At 67.5% G+C, this 20,256-nt stretch carries 16 protein-coding genes; 9 read left to right on the top strand and 7 right to left on the bottom strand.

Annotated features, from left to right (window positions below; translation table 11 throughout):
• Positions 1 to 198: 198 nt before the first annotated feature.
• The 3 genes from EAG14_RS01580 to EAG14_RS01570 form a co-directional block, all read right to left on the bottom strand.
• Positions 199 to 1,572 carry an FAD-binding oxidoreductase gene (locus tag EAG14_RS01580; RefSeq protein ID WP_240456901.1) on the bottom strand — a complete coding sequence of 458 codons (1,374 nt, stop codon included), beginning with the start codon at positions 1,570 to 1,572 and terminating at the stop codon, positions 199 to 201.
• Positions 1,545 to 2,600, bottom strand: coding sequence for a DNA polymerase III subunit delta (gene holA / locus EAG14_RS01575; protein ID WP_121727867.1), 1,056 nt, complete (start codon positions 2,598 to 2,600; stop codon positions 1,545 to 1,547). Before holA ends, EAG14_RS01580 begins: the two co-directional genes overlap by 28 nt.
• 143 nt (positions 2,601 to 2,743) lie before the next feature.
• Positions 2,744 to 4,435 (bottom strand): methyl-accepting chemotaxis protein, encoded by a 1,692-nt coding sequence (locus EAG14_RS01570; RefSeq protein WP_121730245.1) that lies wholly within the window; start codon positions 4,433 to 4,435, stop codon positions 2,744 to 2,746.
• 342 nt (positions 4,436 to 4,777) lie between these two features.
• Here EAG14_RS01570 and rocF point away from each other — a divergent pair, with 342 nt between their 5' ends.
• The gene (gene rocF, locus EAG14_RS01565) at positions 4,778 to 5,749 is read left to right on the top strand and encodes an arginase (protein ID WP_099656966.1); all 972 of its coding nucleotides are present in this window, start codon (positions 4,778 to 4,780) and stop codon (positions 5,747 to 5,749) included.
• A 125-nt stretch (positions 5,750 to 5,874) separates the two neighbouring features.
• Here the strand turns inward: rocF and EAG14_RS01560 are convergent, their stop codons facing one another.
• Entirely contained in the window at positions 5,875 to 6,855 is a 981-nt protein-coding gene (locus tag EAG14_RS01560; RefSeq protein WP_121727866.1) for a sugar kinase, read from the bottom strand.
• A gap of 3 nt (positions 6,856 to 6,858) precedes the next feature.
• Positions 6,859 to 7,248, bottom strand: a complete 390-nt coding sequence (locus EAG14_RS01555) for a RidA family protein (RefSeq protein ID WP_010466576.1) — start codon at positions 7,246 to 7,248, stop codon at positions 6,859 to 6,861.
• A 117-nt stretch (positions 7,249 to 7,365) separates the two neighbouring features.
• Between EAG14_RS01555 and EAG14_RS01550 the strand changes: the two genes are divergently transcribed.
• From EAG14_RS01550 to EAG14_RS01515, 8 genes are read left to right on the top strand one after another with little or no spacing between them, the layout of a single operon-like run.
• Positions 7,366 to 8,976, top strand: coding sequence for an ABC transporter substrate-binding protein (locus EAG14_RS01550; protein WP_121727865.1), 1,611 nt, complete (start codon positions 7,366 to 7,368; stop codon positions 8,974 to 8,976).
• Positions 8,977 to 8,994: 18 nt separating this feature from the next.
• Positions 8,995 to 9,945, top strand: a complete 951-nt coding sequence (locus EAG14_RS01545) for an ABC transporter permease (RefSeq protein WP_099656969.1) — start codon at positions 8,995 to 8,997, stop codon at positions 9,943 to 9,945.
• Positions 9,942 to 10,805, top strand: coding sequence for an ABC transporter permease (locus EAG14_RS01540; RefSeq protein ID WP_121727864.1), 864 nt, complete (start codon positions 9,942 to 9,944; stop codon positions 10,803 to 10,805). The genes EAG14_RS01545 and EAG14_RS01540 overlap by 4 nt, the downstream gene beginning before the upstream one ends.
• Positions 10,802 to 11,869 carry an ABC transporter ATP-binding protein gene (locus tag EAG14_RS01535; protein ID WP_121727863.1) on the top strand — a complete coding sequence of 356 codons (1,068 nt, stop codon included), beginning with the start codon at positions 10,802 to 10,804 and terminating at the stop codon, positions 11,867 to 11,869. The genes EAG14_RS01540 and EAG14_RS01535 overlap by 4 nt, the downstream gene beginning before the upstream one ends.
• Positions 11,866 to 12,888, top strand: coding sequence for an ABC transporter ATP-binding protein (locus tag EAG14_RS01530; RefSeq protein ID WP_205603485.1), 1,023 nt, complete (start codon positions 11,866 to 11,868; stop codon positions 12,886 to 12,888). Before EAG14_RS01535 ends, EAG14_RS01530 begins: the two co-directional genes overlap by 4 nt.
• Positions 12,885 to 14,171, top strand: coding sequence for an amino acid deaminase (locus EAG14_RS01525; RefSeq protein WP_121727861.1), 1,287 nt, complete (start codon positions 12,885 to 12,887; stop codon positions 14,169 to 14,171). Before EAG14_RS01530 ends, EAG14_RS01525 begins: the two co-directional genes overlap by 4 nt.
• A 2-nt stretch (positions 14,172 to 14,173) precedes the next feature.
• Entirely contained in the window at positions 14,174 to 15,136 is a 963-nt protein-coding gene (locus tag EAG14_RS01520; RefSeq protein ID WP_121727860.1) for a MurR/RpiR family transcriptional regulator, read from the top strand.
• Between the two features lies 1 nt (position 15,137).
• Positions 15,138 to 16,619, top strand: coding sequence for an amidohydrolase family protein (locus tag EAG14_RS01515; RefSeq protein WP_121727859.1), 1,482 nt, complete (start codon positions 15,138 to 15,140; stop codon positions 16,617 to 16,619).
• 103 nt (positions 16,620 to 16,722) lie between these two features.
• Here EAG14_RS01515 and lptE read toward each other — a convergent pair whose 3' ends face one another.
• Together lptE and leuS are read right to left on the bottom strand one after the other, a co-directional pair.
• Positions 16,723 to 17,226 (bottom strand): LPS assembly lipoprotein LptE, encoded by a 504-nt coding sequence (gene lptE / locus EAG14_RS01510; protein WP_121727858.1) that lies wholly within the window; start codon positions 17,224 to 17,226, stop codon positions 16,723 to 16,725.
• A gap of 92 nt (positions 17,227 to 17,318) precedes the next feature.
• Positions 17,319 to 20,012, bottom strand: coding sequence for a leucine--tRNA ligase (gene leuS, locus EAG14_RS01505; protein ID WP_121727857.1), 2,694 nt, complete (start codon positions 20,010 to 20,012; stop codon positions 17,319 to 17,321).
• Positions 20,013 to 20,256: the final 244 nt, after the last annotated feature.

Raw genomic sequence — 20,256 nt, 5'->3', positions numbered from 1 at the left:
CTCCGCTTCCCACGGGGGCGTCGGGTTACGCCCTTGCGGGCTAACCCGACCTACGACGATGTCTGGGCGGAGCGCCCGAACTTGGACGAGCCCAGCCCGAACGGATGGGGTGTGACCGAGGGACAAGAAACAAGGGCAACCACTACCAATTTCATAGCTGCTAGCGCTTATTCCACAAGCGATAGCAGCCAAAACCCATCAAACCTCCGCCCGCCCCAACCACTTCTCCCGCGCAATATAAGCCCGCACCCCCAGCCCCATGAACGGCTGCGGCGGCATGCGCGTCGGCCCACCCAACGCCAACGCATGCGCGAGCAACGGGTGGTCCTGCCCCAGCGCCAAATCTGCCGCCAACGCCCCCAGCGCAGTGAACTTCACCACCCCCGCCCCATTGCACCCGGCGACGCCATGCACCTGCGGGGCCACCCGCCCCCAACGCGGCGCGCCATTGCGGGTGATGGCAATCGAGCCTTCCCAGAAATGCTCCAACGCCACATCACCCAGCTGCGGAAAACGCGCCGCAAACACGGCCGCATGCTCGCGCCGCACCCGCTCGCGCACCGCAGGGCTGACGCGGAACTGCGGCGCATATTCAAAGCCCTGGCGCACCAGAATGCGGTGGTCGTCCGTGTAGCGCAGCGTGGCCCCCGTGACGGCGCTGGCGGGCGTCACGCCCCAGCCCTCGGGCGCGCCCAGGCGGCTGCGCTGCTCGGGCGTGAGCGGGGCTGTGAGCGATCCAAAAGTGACCAGCGGAAACGTCTCCGCCCCCCAGGCGCTGCCAAACAAGCCCAACTGCTGCGCAAAGCCATTGGCCGCCAGCAACAGTTGCGGCGCACGCACACGGCCCTGCGGCGTGTGCACCACCACCTGGCCGCCCGACAGATCCAGCCGCTGCACGGGTGTGTGCTCGTGCAGGGTGACGTTGGCAGGCAGCGCATCGGCCAGGCCCCGGCACAGCGCGGCGGGGTTGAGCAGCACGGTGCCCGGCGTGTAGAGCCCGGCCGCAAAGTAGCGGGTGCCCAGGCGCGCGGCCAGGGCGTTGCGGTCCAGCAGCTCGTGCGGCGCACCCAGGGCGCGCAGCTCCTGCACATGGTGCTGCAGCGTGCGCTCGGCGGCAGGCGACACGGCGCAGTGGTACTTGCCTGCGCGGCGCCATTGGCAGTCGATGCGGTGCTGCGCCACCAGCAGCTCCAGGTCGTTCATGCCCGCCGTGAGCAAGGCCTGGTAGTGCGCGGCCTGGCGCAGTTCTTCGAGCGAGCTGCCGATGTTGTGCGGCACATCGATCGCAAAGCCCGAGTTGCGGCCCGATGCGTTGTCGCCAACACTGCCTGCATCCACCACCACGATGTGGGCGTGGGGGCGCAGCTCGGCCAGGCGGCGCGCGGCGGCCAAGCCCGCAAAGCCCGCGCCCAGCACCAGCCAGTCGGCCACCACCTCGCCCTGCAGCGCAGGGCGCGGCGTGCGCGGGGGCAGGATGGCGGACCAGCCGTTGGTGGCGTCGTCGTTGGGCAGGCGCAAAGGCTGGGAGGCAGCAGCGGCCGCCATCACCGTGCCGCGCTGGTCAGGCGGCACAGCTGAAAGGCCAGGCGCTGCAGGGCCTGCCAGCCGTCCTGCGGCCAGTCGGGCTGCTTGAGGCCTTTGACGATGCCGTCCACCGTGTGGGCCGACTGCAGCAGGCGAGCCAAAGCGGCGTCGCTGGCCTTGGGCAGGATGCGTTCAAACAGCCGCTCCTTGGGGCCCCAGATGCGGTTCTCGCGCAGCGCCATGGGCAGGGGGCGGCCGGCGTTCATGGCGTCTTTCACGCGCTTGAGGGCCCGGATGTCTTCGGCCAGCGCCCAGTGCACCAGCACTTCGGCCTCGCCCTCGGCCTGCAGGCCGTCAAGCATGCGCTGCACGCGGGCCGTCTGCCCGGCCAGCACCGATTCAGACAGCTTGAACACGTCGTAGCGCGCCACGTTGAGCACGGCGGCTTCGACCTGGGCCTGGGTCAGTTCACCCGCCGGATGCAACAAAGCCAGTTTCTGGATTTCCTGGTGCGCGGCCAGCAAATTGCCTTCCACGCGGTCGGCAAAGAACTGCAGCGTGCGCTGGCCTTCCTCGCCCGCCACCACGCGCTGGCCTTGCTGGGCCAGGCGCTGAGCAATCCATTGCGGCAGCATGCCGCGCTCGATGGGGTCGATCTGGATCGATGTGCCGCTGCCCTCCAGCGCGGCAAACCAGGCACCGGTTTTGGTGGCTTTATCAAGGCGCGGCAGCATGACGATGGTGAGCGTGCTGTCGTTGCCCCGGGCCGATTCGGCCACATGCTGCAGGGCCACGCTGCCGTCTTTGCCGGGCTTGCCCGAGGGGATGCGGATTTCAACAATCTGCTTGTCGGCAAACAGGCTGAGTGAGCCGCCTGCGGCCAGCACGGCGCTCCAGTCAAAGTGGGCACCGGCCACGGTGTAGCTGCTGCGCTCGGTGTAACCCTGGGCTCGGGCGGTGGCGCGGATGGCGTCTGCGGCTTCCTGCTGCAACAAGGGCTCATCGCCGTGCAGCACGTAAAGCGGCGACAGGGCCCGTTGGAGGTGGGTGGAGAGTTGGGCCAGGGCGACTTGCATGGGCAAAGTTTATCGCCCTGGCTGGCCGGGCAAGGCGGGCGCCGGGCCCGTGCGGCCATTTCATAGAAAAAACAGGCTCCAGCGCTTTATTTATAAGCGCTAGCAGCTATCACTTCAATAGCAAACCCTTGCCCCGCACTGCCTCAGAAGCTCTCCCACTCATCGTCATTGCCCTTGGCTGCCGCTGGCGCCGCCTTGCTGCCCGCCACTGCGGCCCGGGCGGGGGCCGGAGCAAAGCGCTGGGCAGGCGCAGGCCGGGGGGCCGGGGCGCTCGCGCTCGCGCGGGTGCTGGCGCCCACGTTGAAGACGCTCACCACTTCGGCCAGCCGCTGCGCCTGGTCGCGCATGGAGGCGGCGGCTGCGGTGGATTCCTCGACCAGCGCGGCGTTTTGCTGGGTCATCTGGTCCAGGTTGGCCACGGCTTGGTTGACTTGGCCGATGCCGTCGCGTTGTTCGGTGGACGATGCCGTGATTTCTCCAATGAGGTCGCTCACGCGGCGCACGCTGGCGACGATTTCGTCCATGCTTTTGCCTGCCTGGGTGACTTGTTCGGAGCCGCTTTCAACGTTTTCGACCGATTTGCCGATGAGGGTTTTGATTTCCTTGGCGGCTTCGGCGCTGCGCCCGGCCAGGCTGCGTACTTCGCTGGCCACCACGGCAAAGCCTCGGCCTTGCTCTCCGGCCCGGGCGGCTTCCACCGCTGCGTTCAGCGCCAGGATGTTGGTCTGGAAGGCGATGCCGTCGATCACGCCGATGATGTCGCTGATCTTGCGGCTGCTTTCGGTGATCTGCTGCATGCTGGTGACCACTTGGCCCACCACTTCTCCGCCGCGGGCTGCCGCCTGGGCGGCGGTGCCTGCGAGCTGGTTGGCCTGGCGGGCGGTGTCGGCCGATTGGGTGACGGTGGCTGTGAGCTCTTCCATGCTCGATGCGGTCTCTTCCAGGTTGGCGGCGGTTTGCTCGGTGCGGGCCGAGAGGTCGTGGTTGCCGTTGGCGATCTGTACCGAGGCGCTGGAGACGGAGTCCACGCCCTGGCGCACTTCGCTCACCACGCCGCGCAGGCGCGCAGACATGTCCGAGAGGGCACGCAGCATCTGGCCGAGTTCGTCTTTGCGGGTGGATTGCAGCTCGCGGGTGAGGTCGCCTGCGGCGATGGCGTTGGCGGTGTCTACCGCTTGCTGCAGCGGCGCGGTGATGGAGCGCACCAGCCACCAGGCCAGCAGCGTGCCCACGCCAAACACCAGCAACGCCGTGATGGCACCGATGACCCCGGCGCGGATGCGCTGGGTGGTGGCGTCTTCACGCACCGCGTCGCGGCGGCGTTCCAGCAGGGCGATGAACTCGTCTTGCGCACCTTCGTACTGGTTGATCAGCGCGGTGAACTCTTCCTTGGCAAAGCGCTGCGAAGCGGCGATATCACCCGCCCCGCGCAGCTCGCGGATCTTGCCAACACCGGCCAGCACGCGTTTGCGGATTTCCTGGATCTTGTCCATGGCGGCTTTGTCCGCCGGGTCGGAGATACCGGCACTGATGCCCTCCTGGATCTTCCCGATCCCGGCGATGGCCTCTTTGAGTTGCGCGCCGTATTGCTTCTCCAGCGCCTCGTCGGTGGTGATGGCGATGCCATGCACCATCAAATTGGCCGTACCGGTGGCACCGCGCCAGCGGATGACCGAGGCCAGGCGCCCATCGATGTCGGCCACGGCGTCAATGGCGCGCGACATGGCCGTGTTGCTGCGGTTTTGCGCCAAGCCCGACACCACGGCCATGGCCACCATCAACCCCAAAAACGCAAACCAAAGCTTGCGAGAAACGCGGATATTGTCGAGCTGCATGTTGTCTCCTGCGGTGTGCTGCGCTTCGCGGAATGCTTGCCGGGCCATGCGCCCTTGCTGAAACATTCCATTACAAACAGGTGACAAGCCTAAGCGAGACGGCGGCCCAATGGCACCTGCCAGGCACGGGGACAAACCCTCAGCCCCGGCAGGCATTCGTGCAGCCCCCCGCAGTCAACAGAGCCCCATGGCGGCATGTGGCGTCAACTGCGCAATCTGCCGCACTAGGCTACACAAATTGTGCGCCAGAGCATGCAAAGTGCGCAGCCTGGGCGCTGTTCTTTGGCGGGGCAGTGCAGGACAATTCCACGACTCCTCCCCCAACACACCCCAGAGCCCGCAATGACCCAACAGCCCCCGCCCCCCCACCCGGCCCTGCGTCCCGCCCACCCCACCAGCCTGATTGGCGCGCCCACCGACATTGGCGCGGGCGCACGCGGCGCATCCATGGGCCCTGAGGCCCTGCGCGTGGCGGGGCTGCAGGCGGCGCTGGAGTCGCACGGGCTGCAGGTGTTTGACCGGGGCAACCTGAGCGGCCCCTCCAACCCCTGGCAGCCCCCGGTGGACGGCTACCGCCACCTGCCCGAAGTGGCACAGTGGAACCGGCTGGTGTACGACGCCGTGTATGCCGAGCTGCAACTGGGCCACCTGCCCATCCTGCTGGGCGGCGACCACAGCCTGGGCCTGGGCAGCATCAGCGCCGTGGCCCGCCACTGCGCAGAAAGCGGCAAGAAGCTGCGCGTGCTCTGGCTCGATGCGCATGCCGACTTCAACACCAGCGAACTCACCCCCAGCGGCAATGTGCACGGCATGCCCGTGGCCTGCCTGTGCGGCTTTGGCCCGGCCGAGCTGACCCAGCTGGCGGCCATGCCCGGCGGCGGCCCGGCGCTGCACCCTTCGCAAATCCGACAGATTGGCATCCGCAGCGTGGACGAGGGCGAAAAGCGCTTTGTGCACGAGCAGGGCCTGGAGGTGTTTGACATGCGCGCCATCGACGAGGTGGGCATGCGCCAGGTGATGGAGCGCGCGCTGGCAGGCATGGACGCACACACCCACCTGCATGTGAGCTTTGACGTGGATTTTCTGGACCCCGACATTGCGCCCGGCGTGGGCACCACCGTGCCCGGCGGCCCCACCTACCGCGAGGCGCAGCTGTGCATGGAGATGATCGCCGACAGCGGCCGCCTGGCCTCGCTCGACATCGTGGAGCTGAACCCCGCGCTGGACGTGCGCAACAAGACCGCTGTGCTGGCGGTGGACCTGGTGGAGTCGCTGTTTGGCAAGAGCACCCTGATGCGCACGCGGCCTGTGTGATGGCCTGCGTGCGTGCTTAGACAGTACAAATCACTATCAAAACAATAGCTTCTAGCGCTTACCTCATAAGCGCTAGCAGCTATTTTTACTTCAATCCCCGCTTACACAGGGCAAAGCAAGGCTTGTCAGAGCCCCGGCATTACCGCCCGCACCTGCTGCGCCGTGGGCAGCGGCGCCACGGCGCCAAAGCCCTGCACGGCCAGCGATGCCGCCGTGTTGGCATAGGCCACCGCAGCGGCCAGGTCGTCGCCCAGCGCCAGGCGCGCGAGCAGGTTGCCGTCAAAGCAGTCGCCCGCGCCGGTAGCATCCACCAGCACAACACTGCGGCCCGGCACCCGCTGGCGCGGCACGGCGGGGTCGGCACTGCTCAGCAGCACGCCATCGGCCCCCAGCTTGACGACCACCGTGGCCGCGCCCTGCGCGTGGCCCCAGTCGGCAATCGCATCGGCATCGTGCAGGCCCAGCAGCGCAGCCATGTCATCGAGCCCCGGCAGGAAGATGTCGCACAGCGACACCGCATGCGCAATGCAGGCCCGCGCACGCGCCAGGGGCCAGAGTTTCAGGCGCAGGTTGGGGTCGAACGCCACGCGCGCACCGGCCGCCCGGGCCACGCGCATGGCCTCGTAAGCCGTGTCGCAGGCCGAGGCCGACACCGCCAGCGAGATGCCCGACACATGCAGGATGCGGCACTGCTGTAGCACGGCAGCGGGCCCATTCGCCGGTGCATCCGTCGACGTCTGTTCCAGCCACGCCGGTGCCATGCGGCTCGCGGCCGAGCCCGCGCGCAGGTAGCTGAACTCGTGCCCGGCCGCACCGTGCGCCACAAAGTAGATGCCCGTGGGGTGCTGCGCATCGCGCTCCACCGCCGAGGTGTCCACGCCCTCACGCGCCCACAGGTCCAGCAGCGCCTGGCCAAAGGCATCGCTGCCCAGGCGCGTGAGGTACGCGGTGCGTGCGCCTGCGCGGGCGGCGGCAATCACCGCGTTGCTGGTGTCGCCCCCAAAGCCCTGCAGGTACTGCGGCTCGCCAGGGCGCGTCTGGTTGAACTCCACCAGCGCCTCGCCCAACGCCACCACGTCCCACACGGGTTGTTTGGCCGCAGTCATGGCTCAGCCGCGCGGCTTGTAGGCCGTCACGTCGATCTCGACCTTGGCGTCGATCATCAGGCGCGATTCGACCGTGGAGCGTGCGGGGCGGTGGTCGCCAAAACACTCCATGTACACGCGGTTGAAGCTGCCAAAGTCCCGCGCATCGGCCAGCCAGACGCTGACCTTGGCCACATCGGCCAGGGTGCAGTCGGCCAGGGCCAGGGCGTCCTTGACGCGTTGGAACACCTGGCGCGTCTGCGCCTCGATGCCACCAACAACGACCTGGCCCTGGTCGTCGGTGGGCACCTGGCCCGAGACAAAAACGAAGTCGCCTGCGCGGGTGGCGGGCGAGAGGGGGCGTGCGAGGCGATCGGACGCGAGCGGCGCTTGGCCGAGGGTTTCTACTGGCATGGAAAACGCTCCTTTGAGTAAAGATATTACACAATTCCTTCCAGAAATGCCCATCTCGTTCGCAATTCTGGCATCGAATGTGCTTATTCGTGTAATCCTATTACTTCGAGGTGTGCAATGCAAACGTCTGGAACCAACCTGGTGCAGCATCCGCTGCCAACGCTTGAACTGCGGGGCCGCCGCAACCTGCTGGGTGCAGCGGCGCTGACCGCCGCCCTCACCCTGGCCTGCAGCGCCAGCTGGGCCCAAACGGCCCCCGCCACCCCGTCCAAGGGCGGCGCCGCCAACCTCGCCATGGTGGGCGAGCCCCAGGGCCTGGACCCCATGGTGAGCACAGCCGACCTGGTGGGCACCATCATGCAGCACGTGTACGAGCCGCTGTACACCTTCGATGCCAACTGGGCCATCGCCCCCATGCTGGCGGAGGGCCTGCCCACCGTCTCCAAAGATGGGCTGACCTACACCATCCCCCTGCGCAAGGGCGTGAAGTTCCACAACGGCCGCGAGATGACGGCCGATGATGTGGTGGCCTCGCTGCAGCGCTGGATGGAGCTGAACCCCCGTGGCAAAGCCGTGGGCAAAGAGGTCGCCTCGCTCACCGCCAAGGGCGCACTGGCCGTGGAGCTGAAACTGAAAACCCCTTACGCACCGCTGCTGGCCCAGCTGGCCCTGCCCAGCGGCATGGCCGCCATCATGGCCAAGGAGAGCATTGCGCCGCAGCTCAAGGACTTCGTCGGCACCGGCCCCTACCAGTTCAAGGAACGCCGCCCCGACCAATTCACCGTGCTGGTGCGTTTTGACGGCTACGCCAGCCGCAAGGAAGCCGCCAGCGGCTACGCAGGCAAGCGCGAGGCGCTGCTTGATGAGCTGCGCTTTGTGCCCGTGCCCAGCGCCAACACACGCGTCGAAGGCGCGCTCTCGGGCCAGTTCCAGTACGCCGACCTGCTGCCCGTGGAGGCTATTGGCCGCATCGAAAAAGGCGCCCCTGCCGTGGTGCCCATCGTGACCAAGAACTTTGGCTTTCCGTACATCGTGTTCAACACCAAGGAAGGCGTGCTGGCCTCGCAGCCGCTGCGCCGCGCGGTGCAAACCGCCGTGGGCACGGGCGAGCTGCTGGCCGCAGGCTTTGGAGACAACCGCTTCTTTGTGGTGGAACCCAACTTCTTCCCCAAGGGCACGCCCTACTACTCGGACGCGGGCAGCAAGCTCTACAACGAGCGCAACCCGCAAGCCGCCAAAGAGCAGGCGGCCAAGGCCAGCTACGGCGGCCAGCCCGTGCGCATCATGGCCAGCCGCCAGTACGAGTTCCACTACAACATGGCGCTGGTGATGTCCGAGCAGCTCAAGAAGGCGGGCTTCAAGACCGAGCTGCAGGTGGTGGACTGGGCCACGCTGGTGCAGCGCCGCAACGACCCCAAGCTGTGGGACGTGTACTTCACGCACTCGGGCCTGTTCCCCGAGCCCATGCTCTCGCCCCCGCAGCTGGGTGACGGTGCGCCCGGCTGGTGGGAGTCTGACGCCAAGAAATCCAGTCTGGCCGCCTTCAACCAGGAGACCGACCCGGCCAAGCGCGGCCCGCTGTGGGGCAAGGTGCAGCAGGTGGTGTACGACGAAGTGCCGTTCATCGAGGTGGGCAAGTTCAACGGCCTGTCGGCCCGCTCGGCCAAGCTGCAAGGCTACACACCGGCCATCTGGCCGTTCTTCTGGAACACGGGACTGGCCAAGTAAGCAGGGGCAGACAGCACCATGATGCGATTTCTGTTGAAGCGCCTGGGCGGCGCCGTGGTGGTGCTGGCCCTGGTGGCGGTGCTGGTGTTCTGCCTCACGCGGCTGGCCTCTGGGGACCCCGTGGCGCTGCTGCTGGGCGACCAGGCCACCGCCGCCGACATTGCCCAGGCCCGCGCGCAGTATGGGCTGGACAAACCCCTGCCCGTGCAGTTTGGGCTGTGGGTGGGCGAGCTGCTGCAGGGCAACCTGGGGCAGTCGCTGTTCCTGCAGCGCCCCGTGGCCCAGGCCCTGCTGGAGCGGGCGGAGCCCACGTTGTTCCTCGCGCTGTTTGCCGTGGGCATTGCGGCGCTGGTGGGCGTGCCCTGCGGCATGGCCGCCGCTGTCTGGCGCGGCAGCGCCACCGACCAGGCCGTGAGCGGCGTGGCCATGCTGGGCGCCAGCGTGCCCAGCTTCTGGCTGGGCCTCATCCTCATCCAGCTGTTTGCGGTCAAGCTGGGGTGGTTTCCGGCCTCGGGCTACGGCGACCCCACGGCCACGCTGGGCGAGCGATTGCAGCACCTGATGCTGCCCGCGCTGGTGCTGGGCCTGCTCAACTCGGCGCTCATCATCCGCTTCACGCGCGCCTCCATGCTCGACATCCTGGGCGAGGACTACGTGCGCACCGCCCGCGCCAAGGGCCTGCCCGAGGGCACCATCATGGTCAAGCATGTGCTGCGCAACGCGCTGGTGCCCATCGTCACTGTGCTGGGGCTAACCATGGCGCTGATGATTGGCGGCACCGTGGTGACCGAGACCGTCTTCAACCTGCCCGGCGTGGGCAACCTGGTGGTGCGGGCCGTGCTGCGGCGCGACTACCCCGTGATCCAGGGCACGCTGCTGGTGATTGCCGCCATCTACGTCTTCATCAACCTGGCCATCGACTTTCTCTACACGCTGGTGGACCCCCGTATCCGCCTGGAAGCCCCATGAACCCGAGCCCTTCCTTCTGGCACCGCCTGCGGGCCGTGCTGCGCCGCCTGTTCGCCCGCAAGGTGGTGCTGGCCTCAGCCATCGTGATTGTGCTGGTGGCCAGCATCGCTGTCGTCTTCCCCTGGGTGTCCGATGCGGACCCCAACGCCCTGTCGATCAGCGAACGGCTGCACGCGCCTTCGGGCACGCACTGGGCGGGCACCGACGAGCTGGGCCGCGATGTGCTGCTGCGCATCGTGCACGGCGCGCGCTACTCGCTGCTGATTGGCCTGGTCACCGCCGCAGGCGCCGTGCTGCTGGGCACGCTGCTGGGCATGTTTGCGGGGTTCTTTCGCAAGCTGGATGCACCGCTGATGCGCGTGGTGGACGCGATGATGTCCTTCCCCGACATCCTGCTGGGCATCGCCCTCGTGTCCATCCTCGGCGTGTCGCTGTGGAACGTGATGCTGGCGCTGGTCATCGTCTACACCCCGCGCGTGGCGCGTGTGGTGCGCGCCACCACGCTGGTGCTGCGCGAGCTGCTGTTTGTGGACGCGGCCCGCGCCCTGGGCGTGCGCACGCACCTCATCCTGTGGCGCCATATCCTGCCCAACCTCATGTCGCCCATCCTGGTGCAGGTGACCTTCATCTTTGCCTACGCCATCCTGGCCGAAGCGGGCCTGTCCTTCCTCGGCGTGGGCGTGCCGCCTGATATCCCCACCTGGGGCACCATGATCGCGGGCAGCCTGGACTATGCCGACAAGGCCTTCTGGACCATTTTTGCCCCCGGCGTGGCCATCGTGCTCACGGCCCTGTCGCTGCAAATGCTGGGCGACGGCGTGCGCGACCTGCTCGACCCCAAACTGAAGAAGACCGTATGACCTCCCCCACGATGAGCGCCGCGCCCCGGCTCGAAGTCAGCGGCCTGTCCACCTCTTTTGCCACCGATGCGGGCCGCATCCAGAGCGTGGCCGATGTGTCCTTTGCCATCCACCCCGGCGAGACGCTGGCGCTGGTGGGCGAGTCGGGCTCGGGCAAGTCCGTCACCAGCCTCACCCTCATGGGCCTGCACGCCCGCACCTCGCAGGCGCAGGTCACGGGCCAGGCCTGGTTCGTGCAGCGCGACGGCCGCAAAGTCGATTTGCTGGCCATGCCCGAGGCCGACAAGCGCACGCTGCGCGGCAACGAGCTGGCCATGATCTTCCAGGAGCCCATGACCAGCCTGAACCCGGTGCTGACAGTGGGCGAGCAGATTGCCGAGTCGGCCCGCCTGCACCTGAAGATGGACCGCAGCACCGCGCTGGCCCACGCCCGCCGCATGCTGGAGCTGGTTGAGATTCCCGCCGCTGCGCAGCGCGTGCATGAGTACCCGCACCAGCTCTCGGGCGGCATGCGCCAGCGCGTGATGATCGCGCTGGCCATGGCCTGCAACCCCACGCTGCTGATCGCCGACGAGCCCACCACGGCGCTCGACGTGACCATCCAGGCGCAGATCCTCGCGCTGATGGGCCGGCTGCAGAAGGAGACCGGCATGAGCATGCTGTTCGTCACGCACAACCTGGGCGTGGTGGCGCAGTACGCCGACGCCGTGGCGGTGATGTACGCCGGCCGCATAGTCGAATCAGCCCGCGTGCACGACCTGTTCGCGCGGCCCGAGCACCCCTACACGCGCGGCCTGCTGGCCTGCCTTCCCGGTGTGGCGCGGCGGCAAGCGCAGGCAACTGACCATGCAATAGCTGCCGGGCGGCGCAAGCTGGTGGCCATTCCGGGCCAGGTATCGAGCCCCCTCGCGCCCCCGCCCGGCTGTGCCTTTGCGCCGCGCTGCACACGCCAGCAGGCCGACTGCACCCACGCCATGCCTGCGCTGGAAGCCACCGGCCCGCGCCGCATGGTGCGCTGCCTGCACCGCGAGGAACACGCCGAACCCACCGAGGTGAGCGCATGAACGCCGTCCTGAACACCCCACAGCCCATGGCACCGACCGACACCGCCGCACCGCTTTTGGAAATTGCCCACCTGCGCAAACACTTTGGCAGCGGCCCGCACCCCGTGCGCGCGGTGGACGATGTGAGCTTCACCATCCGCCGGGGCGAGACCCTGGGCCTGGTGGGCGAATCGGGCTCGGGCAAGAGCACCATTGGCCGCCTGCTCACGCGCCTGGTGGACCCGACCAGCGGGCAGATGCGCTACCACGGCGGCGCCGCACCGCAAGACCTGGCTCAGCTCTCGCAGTCGCAATACCGGCCGCTGCGCTCGCAGATCCAGATCATTTTTCAGGACCCCTACGCCAGCCTGAACCCGCGCATGCGCATCCGCGATGTGCTGGCCGAGGCGCTGGATACGCACGGCTTGGCCAAGGGCGCCGCGCGCCTGCCGCGCATCCACCAGCTGCTGGAGCAGGTGGGCCTCAGGCCCGAGCATGCCGAGCGTTTTCCGCACGAGTTTTCGGGCGGGCAGCGCCAGCGCATCGGCATTGCCCGCGCGCTGGCGGTGGAGCCCCAGTTCATCGTGGCCGACGAGCCGCTGTCGGCGCTGGATGTGTCCATCCAGGCACAGGTGGTGAACCTGCTGGGCGAACTGAAGGAGCAGCTGGGCCTCACGCTGCTGTTCATCTCGCACGACCTGGATGTGGTGGAGTACCTGTGCGACCGCGTAGTGGTGCTGTACCTGGGCCGGGTGATGGAGATCGCCCCCACCGAGGCGCTGTACGCCCAGCCCCAGCACCCCTACACCCAGGCCCTGCTGGCCGCAGCACCCATCCCCGACCCCGCCCAGCGCCGCAGCATTGCGCTGCTGCAAGGCGACCTGCCCAGCCCGGCCAACCCGCCCTCGGGCTGCGTGTTCCGCACCCGCTGCCCCCAGGCCGAGGCGCGCTGCGCCAGCGCCGACATGCAGCTGCGCGAAGTGGCCCCCGGCCACCTGCACGCCTGCTGGAAAACCGCACCCTCTCACCCCGCACCATGACCGAAGAATTCCTGCTTGACCACCGCTGCAAGGGCTACCCGCTGCACGCAACGCCCTGCCGCCCCGCCGACCTGGGCCAGCGCGGCTGGAACGTGCTGGCGGGCGACCTGCCCTTGCCCATCGCCGTCATCCGCGAAAGCGCCCTGGCCCACAACCTGGCCTGGATGCAGGCCTATGCCGAGCGCAAGGGCGTGGCCCTGGCGCCGCACGGCAAGACCACGCTGTCGCCCGAGCTGTTTGCCGAGCAGCTGCAGGCGGGCGCCTGGGGCCTGACCTTTGCCACTGTGTACCAGCTCAGCGTAGGGGTGGAGGCCGGTGCGCGCCGCGCCATCATTGCCAACCAGGTGCTGTGCGATGCTGACCTGGACGGGCTGCACGCGCTGCTGCAGCGCCACGCCGACCTGCGCGTGTGGTTCCTCATCGACAGCCTGGCGCAGCTGCGCTGCATTGAAGACTGGGCCGAGCGACGCGGCCACACTGCGCGCGGTGAAAAGCGCCTGGACACCCTGCTGGAGATGGGCGTGCCCGGCCAACGCACCGGCTGCCGCACGCTGGAAGAAGCCCTGGCGCTGGCCCAGGCCATGGCCCAATCGCCCGCCGTACAGCTGGGCGGTGTGGAATGCTACGAAGGCGGCGTGGCCCGCTGCGACAGCGAGCACGATGCACGCGAAGTCACGGCCCTGGTGCGCCGCGTGACCGAAGTGGCCCGCGCGTGCGATGCGCAGGACCTGTTTGCCGATGCGGAGATCCTGCTCACCGCAGGCGGCTCGGCCGTGTTCGACCTGGTCATCCCGCTGCTGCGCACCCAAGGGCTTTCCCAGCCCGTGCTGGGCGTGCTGCGCTCGGGCTGCTACGTCACGCACGACCATGGCAACTACCAGCGCTTTTTGAAGCATGTGGAGCAGCGCGAGGGACTGGACGCCTCGCTGCGCCCCGCGCTCGAAGTCTGGACCATGGTGCAATCGGTGCCCGAGCCCGGGCTGGCCCTGCTCACTGGCGGGCGGCGCGATGTCTCGTACGATCTGGAGATGCCCGTGCCCGTGCGCTGGGCGCCGCGCCACGAGCGCCGCGCTGCCAGCACCCCCACCGGGTGGACGGTGAGCGCGCTCAACGACCACCACGCCTACCTGCGCTACGACCCTTCGGCAGGCCCCGCCCCCGCCGTGGGCGACCGGGTGGCCCTGGGCATCTCGCACCCCTGCACCACTTTTGACAAATGGCGCTGGCTGCCGCTCGTGAACGACGAAGGCACCATCACCCGCGCCATCAGCACCCGTTTTTGACCATGTCCAAACCAACCCCTACCAGCCTGCTACAGCAACTGCGTGAGCGCCAGCCCGACCTGCCCGAGGCGCAGCGCAGCGTGGTGCGCGTGGTGCTGGACGACCCACGCGCCGCCGTGGTCGCCACCGTGGAGCAACTGGCCCAGCAGGCGGGCGTGTCCATGCCCACCATCGTGCGCACCTGCCGCAGCTTTGGCCACGACTCGGTGCGCGAATTCATGGTCGCCCTGGCGCAGGATCTGGCTGTGTCGGGCTCGCACCTGCACCGCAGCGTGCTGGCCGATGACAGCGCGCAGGACGTGGCCAGCAAGATCGTGCACGCGGCCGTGTCGTCGCTGACCGAGCTGGGCCGCAACCTCGACGCCGAAGTGCTCGACCGCGTGGCCGAGCGGCTGGCGCAGGCGCGGCGCATCGACTGCTACTCGGTCGGTGCCGCCTCCACCTTCATGGCCAGCGAGCTGCAAAGCCGCCTGTTCCGCCTGGGCTGCACGGCCAACGCGATTTTTGATGCGCACCAGCAGCTCGTGTCGGCCAGCACGCTGGGGCCCGATGGCGTGGCCTTTGTCATCTCGCACGTGGGCCGCATGCCCTATGCACTGGAGGCGGCCCGGTTTGCAAGATCCCAAGGCGCCACCGTGGTGGCGCTGACGCAGCCCGGCACGCCGCTGGCGGAGGTGGCCGACCTGGTGCTGGCCGTGTCGGTGCCGCAGGACGCCGTGATGCGCGTAGGCACCGAGGCCTATCTGGCCCACCTGGTGGTGATTGAAATCCTGACCGTGCGCCTGGCGCAAAAGCTGGGCCCCGTGGCCACCCGCGGGCTGCAGCAGTTCAAGCAGCTGCTGCACAAACACGGTTTTGACAGCGCCGAGTACGTCGGTGCCTTTGACAGCCACGCGGGCCAGAGCCACTCCAGCGCCGCCAGCCAAGCCCCTAACCCATCGCGCGGCCTGGCCGCAGAGGAATGACATGGCGCACGCAACGCTGCTGAGCAATGGCCGCATCGTGGACGGCACCCCCCGCCCGGGCTGGGTGGGTGATCTGCTGATCGAAGGTGACCACATCACCGCCCTGGCCCCGCACGGCCAGATCGACCCCGCCGCCCTGGCCCGTGCGCGGGCCTGCGAACACTTCACCGAGGTGGACTGCACCGGCCGCGTGATCGCCCCCGGCTTCATCGACGTGCACACGCACGACGATGCTGCCGTGCTGGACGCGCCCACCATGCTGCCCAAGCTCTCGCAGGGCATCACCACCGTGATCGTGGGCAACTGCGGGATCTCGCTGGCGCCGGTGGTCACCGACAGCCCGCTCGCCCCGCTCTCGCTGCTGGGGCGCCTGCAGTTTCGCCACGCCAGCATGGCCGACTACGCCCGCGCCGTGGACGCCGCCCTGCCCGCCGTGAACGTGGCCGCGCTGATGGGCCACACGGCCCTGCGCATGCGCCACCTGGCCGACCTGCGCCAGACGGCCACCACCAACGAGCGCGCCGCCATGGCCGCCGACATGGAAGAAGCCATGGCCGCCGGGGCCCTGGGCCTCTCGTCGGGCATCTTCTACAGCGAGGCCTATGCGGCCGATGTGGAGGAGTTGGTGGCCGTGGCCTCGGTGGCGGCGCGCCACGGCGGCGTGTATGCCACGCACATCCGAGACGAGCTGGCGGGCATCCTGCCTGCGTTGCAAGAGGCCGCGCTCACGGCCCGCCAGTCGGGCCTGCCGCTGGTGATCTCGCACCACAAATGCGCCGGGCCCGCCAACTGGGGCCGCACGCGCGAGACCCTGCCGCTGATCGACCAGTTGGCACAGGGCCAGGAGATTGCGATGGACGTGTACCCGTACACCGCTGGCTCCACCGTGCTGCGCGAGGACCTGGTGGACGGCATCATCGACATCCTCATCACCGGCAGCCAGCCGCACCCTGAGATGGCCGGGCGCTACCTGGCCGACATTGCGCGCGAGTGGGGCGTGCCCCAACAGGAGGCCGCCGTGCGCCTCAAACCCGGCGGGGCCTGCTACTTTCAGATGCGCGAGGACGATGTGGAGCGTGTGATTGCGCACCCGCTGTCCATGATCGGATCGGACGGGCTGCCACACGACGAGCGCCCGCACCCGCGCCTGTGGGGCGCCTTTCCGCGCGTGTTGGCCTGCTACTGGCGCGACAAGGGCCTGCTGCAGCTCGAAGAGGCAGTGCACAAGATGACAGGCTTGTCGGCCCAGCGCTTTCGCCTCGGCGGGCGCGGCCTGCTGCAGGCGGGGCACATGGCCGATGTGGTGGTGTTTGACCCCGAGCGCGTGCGCGACCTGGCCACGTTCGAGCAGCCCCAGCAGTTCAGCGAAGGCATCGAGCAGGTGTGGGTGAACGGCGTGCTGAGCTACACCGCTGCGCAGCGCGCCACGGGCGCGCGGGCGGGCCGATTTGTGCGGCGGGCCCACAGCACAACAGCCCCCTAATATGCGCCCAAGAAAGAACAGACAGCTATCAAAACAATAGCTGGCTGCGCTTTATGAATGCGCCCTAGAGGCGTTTTCTATAGAGAACCGAGACACCGCACCGTCACTGCGGCAGCTTGGCCACCGACAGGCGACGCAGCAGTTGCTGCACGATGTCGGTCTGCATGTTGCGGTACAGCAAGGCTTCTTCGGCCTCTTTCGACAGCGCCTGGGTTTCGCTGTACGTCATGTCGCGCTGCTGCTGGATCTCGGTCTCGGGGATCATCTCCACGCTGCCCGGCGTGCGCAGGCGAAACTTCACCCTCAATCGCAACTGCACTTCGCGCACCTGGCCCGAGGCGTTCTGCCCCACCACCACGCGATCGCGCTGCTCCGAGAGGAGGTCGATCACCACCTGCGCGGTGGGCAGGTCGGCCGCATTGCGCAGCACCTTGAGCTGACTGCCCGAGCCATCGAGCGTGCGCTGCAACTCGCGCGCCAGCGACGAGCCCGTGGGCGCCGCAATGTAGAGCGACGAGAAAGCGAACTCCGGCACGCCACGCAGGCGAAAGCCGCAGCCCGCCAGCACGGCAGTAGGAACCAGGGTCAGCAGAGTGCGTCTTTGCATATCAGTTGTTTGTTGCGTTGGCTGGGCCCGCAGGCCCCTCATGGAACGCAGCCCGCAGCGCCTTTCTTTTGGAGAGCGCGGGCTGCTTCACCTCACACGACCACGTTCACCAGGCGACCTGGCACCACGATGACGCGCTTGGGCGCGGCACCGGCAGCCTGGGCGATAAAAGCCTCGCTCGCCAGGGCCACGCGCTCGATCTCGGCCTTGTCGGCTTGCGCGGGCACTAGGATCGAGCCACGCAGCTTGCCGTTGACCTGCAGCATGAGTTCGATCTCGTCCTGCACCAGCGCATTGGCATCCACCTGGGGCCAGGCGGCGTCCAGCAGGTCACCCAGGGCACCCGCGTAGCCCAGGCTTTCCCACAGGCTGTGGGCGATGTGCGGGGTGGCGGGGTACAGGCTGCGCAGCAGGATGCCAAAGCCTTCGATCAGCGCCACCTGGGCGCCGGCCGAATCGGTGGCCTTGAAGTCTTCGAGCGCGTTGATCATCTTCATCGCGCCGGAGACCACGGTGTTGTACTGCATGCGCTGGTAGTCGTAGTCCACCTGCTTGAGCACGTTGTGGATCTCCAGGCGCAGGGCCTTGGCTTCCTTGCCAAACTGCACGTCTTGCAGGCTGCTGGCACCGGCCACGCTGGCGATGGCGGCATCGCGGTCAATGGCGGCGAGCTTGACGCCGAAATTCCACACCCGGCGCAGGAAGCGGTAGCTGCCTTCCACGGCGGCGTCGTTCCACTCCAGGGTGGCTTCAGGCGGGGCGGTGAACATGGTGTACAGGCGGGCCGTGTCGGCGCCGTACTTCTCGATCAGGTCCTGCGGGTCCACACCGTTGTTCTTGGACTTGGACATGGTGCCCACACCCTCGTACTCGATGGGCGTGCCCACGGGCAACATGCCGTCGCCGCTGGTGGCTTCGTTCTTGAGCTTGGCACCGATGATCTTGCCGCCTTCATCGAGCACATGCTCCACGTCGTGCGGCCAGAAGTAGTCCTTGCCGCCCTTGGCGGTGCGGCGGCTGTAGATGTGGTTGAGCACCATGCCCTGCGTAAGCAGCTTGGTGAAGGGCTCGTCCACTTTCACCAGCCCCAGGTCACGCATGACCTTGGTCCAGAAGCGCGCGTACAGCAAGTGCAGGATGGCGTGTTCAATGCCGCCGATGTACTGGTCCATCGGCATCCAGTAGTCGGCACCACCGGCCACCATGGCGTCCGCATTCTTGGGGTCGCAATACCGCATGAAGTACCACGAGCTGTCCACGAACGTGTCCATGGTGTCCGTCTCGCGGCGCGCAGCCTTGCCACACACGGGGCAGGTCACGCCCGCGTGGAAGCCTTCGTGCTTGTGCAGCGGGTTGCCCGAGCCGTCGGGGATGCAGTCTTGCGGCAGCACCACGGGCAGGTCTTTTTCGGGCACGGGCACGGCACCGTGCTCGTCGCAGTGGATGATCGGGATCGGCGTGCCCCAGTAGCGCTGGCGGCTCACGCCCCAGTCGCGCAGGCGCCAGGTGGTCTTCTTCTCGCCCAGGCCCTTTTGCTCCAGCGCATGGGCCACGGCGTTCACGGCTTCCTTGTACGACAGGCCGCTGAAGCTGTCGGAGTTGATGGTCACGCCGCGTTGCTTGTCGCCATACCAGTCGTTCCACTGGTGGTAGTCAAAGTGCTCGCCATCGACCAGCACGACCTGCTTGATCTCGATGCCGTACTTCAGGGCGAATGCGAAGTCGCGCTCATCATGGGCAGGCACGCCCATCACGGCGCCGTCGCCATAGCCCATCAGCACGTAGTTGCCGACCCAGACCTCGACTTTTTCGTCGGTCAGCGGGTGCGTGACGAACAGGCCCGTGGGCACGCCCTTCTTCTCTTGCGTGGCCAGCTCGGCTTCGGTGGTGCCGCCGCTCTTGCATTCTTCGATGAAGGCCTTGAGCGTAGGATTGGTCTTGGCGGCATGGGCGGCCAGCGGGTGCTCAGGCGCCACGGCGCAGAAGGTCACGCCCATGATGGTGTCGGCACGCGTGGTGAACACGTACATCTTGCCTTCGCCGATCAGCGCGCCGTCATCACCCCGGATGTCGTGCGGGAAGGCGAAGCGCACGCCTTCGCTCTTGCCGATCCAGTTTTCCTGCATCAGCTTCACACGCTCGGGCCAGCCGGGCAGCTTGTCGCCGGTCACAAAATCGAGCAGCTCTTCGGCGTAGTCGGTGATCTTGAGGTAGTAGCCAGGGATCTCACGCTTCTCGACCGTGGCGCCGGTGCGCCAGCCTTTGCCGTCAATCACCTGCTCGTTGGCCAGCACGGTCTGGTCCACCGGGTCCCAGTTCACGACCTGGGTCTTGCGGTAGGCAATGCCCTTTTCGAGCATTTTCAGGAACAACCACTGGTTCCACTTGTAGTACTCGGGGTCGCAGGTGGCCACCTCGCGGCTCCAGTCAATGGCCAGGCCCATGGCCTGCATCTGCTTTTTCATGTACGCGATGTTTTCGTACGTCCACTTGGCCGGGGGCACACCGTTCTTCAGCGCAGCGTTTTCGGCGGGCAGGCCGAAGGCGTCCCAGCCCATGGGCATCAAGACGTTGTGGCCGTTCATGCGCAGGTAGCGCGTGAGCATGTCGTTGATGGTGTAGTTGCGCACGTGGCCCATGTGCAGCTTGCCGCTGGGGTAGGGCAGCATGGAGCAGGCGTAGAACTTCTTCTTGCTGGTGTCTTCCGTCACGCGGTAGGCGTCGCGGGCAGTCCAGTGGCTGTGCGCGGCGCGTTCAACCTCTTGGTGGGAGTATTTGTCTTGCATGGGAGCTTGAAGGTGAGAGAACGGAGCAAGCCCACTCTGGGCTGCAATCGGTGGATTTTAGGCGGTGAAGCGGACCGACACGGGGCAAACGGCACGGCGAGCGAGCAGTGTCAGGGCCAAGCCGCTCCTGCACCTGGATGCCCAAGCGGTCTCGCTGCTGGCAGATCAAAGCCCTACCCGAAGCCTTATTGGGCCGCAGCGCTTGACTGATAAGCGCAAGCAGCTACAAATTAAATAGCAACCA

The organism is Acidovorax sp. 1608163 (assembly GCF_003669015.1).
Lineage (GTDB): Bacteria > Pseudomonadota > Gammaproteobacteria > Burkholderiales > Burkholderiaceae_C > Acidovorax.
This window is presented reverse-complemented; position numbering and strand designations above follow the sequence as displayed.

Excerpts from the sequence above, each read along its gene's own strand:
- holA (WP_121727867.1), bottom strand. The coding sequence starts at position 2,600 with ATGCAAGTCGCCCTGGCCCAACTCTCCACCCACCTCCAACGGGCCCTG.
- EAG14_RS01570 (WP_121730245.1), bottom strand. The coding sequence starts at position 4,435 with ATGCAGCTCGACAATATCCGCGTTTCTCGCAAGCTTTGGTTTGCGTTT.
- rocF (WP_099656966.1), top strand. The coding sequence starts at position 4,778 with ATGACCCAACAGCCCCCGCCCCCCCACCCGGCCCTGCGTCCCGCCCAC.
- EAG14_RS01560 (WP_121727866.1), bottom strand. The coding sequence starts at position 6,855 with ATGACTGCGGCCAAACAACCCGTGTGGGACGTGGTGGCGTTGGGCGAG.
- EAG14_RS01555 (WP_010466576.1), bottom strand. The coding sequence starts at position 7,248 with ATGCCAGTAGAAACCCTCGGCCAAGCGCCGCTCGCGTCCGATCGCCTC.
- EAG14_RS01550 (WP_121727865.1), top strand. The coding sequence starts at position 7,366 with ATGCAAACGTCTGGAACCAACCTGGTGCAGCATCCGCTGCCAACGCTT.
- EAG14_RS01545 (WP_099656969.1), top strand. The coding sequence starts at position 8,995 with ATGATGCGATTTCTGTTGAAGCGCCTGGGCGGCGCCGTGGTGGTGCTG.
- EAG14_RS01540 (WP_121727864.1), top strand. The coding sequence starts at position 9,942 with ATGAACCCGAGCCCTTCCTTCTGGCACCGCCTGCGGGCCGTGCTGCGC.
- EAG14_RS01535 (WP_121727863.1), top strand. The coding sequence starts at position 10,802 with ATGACCTCCCCCACGATGAGCGCCGCGCCCCGGCTCGAAGTCAGCGGC.
- EAG14_RS01530 (WP_205603485.1), top strand. The coding sequence starts at position 11,866 with ATGAACGCCGTCCTGAACACCCCACAGCCCATGGCACCGACCGACACC.
- EAG14_RS01525 (WP_121727861.1), top strand. The coding sequence starts at position 12,885 with ATGACCGAAGAATTCCTGCTTGACCACCGCTGCAAGGGCTACCCGCTG.
- EAG14_RS01520 (WP_121727860.1), top strand. The coding sequence starts at position 14,174 with ATGTCCAAACCAACCCCTACCAGCCTGCTACAGCAACTGCGTGAGCGC.
- EAG14_RS01515 (WP_121727859.1), top strand. The coding sequence starts at position 15,138 with ATGGCGCACGCAACGCTGCTGAGCAATGGCCGCATCGTGGACGGCACC.
- lptE (WP_121727858.1), bottom strand. The coding sequence starts at position 17,226 with ATGCAAAGACGCACTCTGCTGACCCTGGTTCCTACTGCCGTGCTGGCG.
- leuS (WP_121727857.1), bottom strand. The coding sequence starts at position 20,012 with ATGCAAGACAAATACTCCCACCAAGAGGTTGAACGCGCCGCGCACAGC.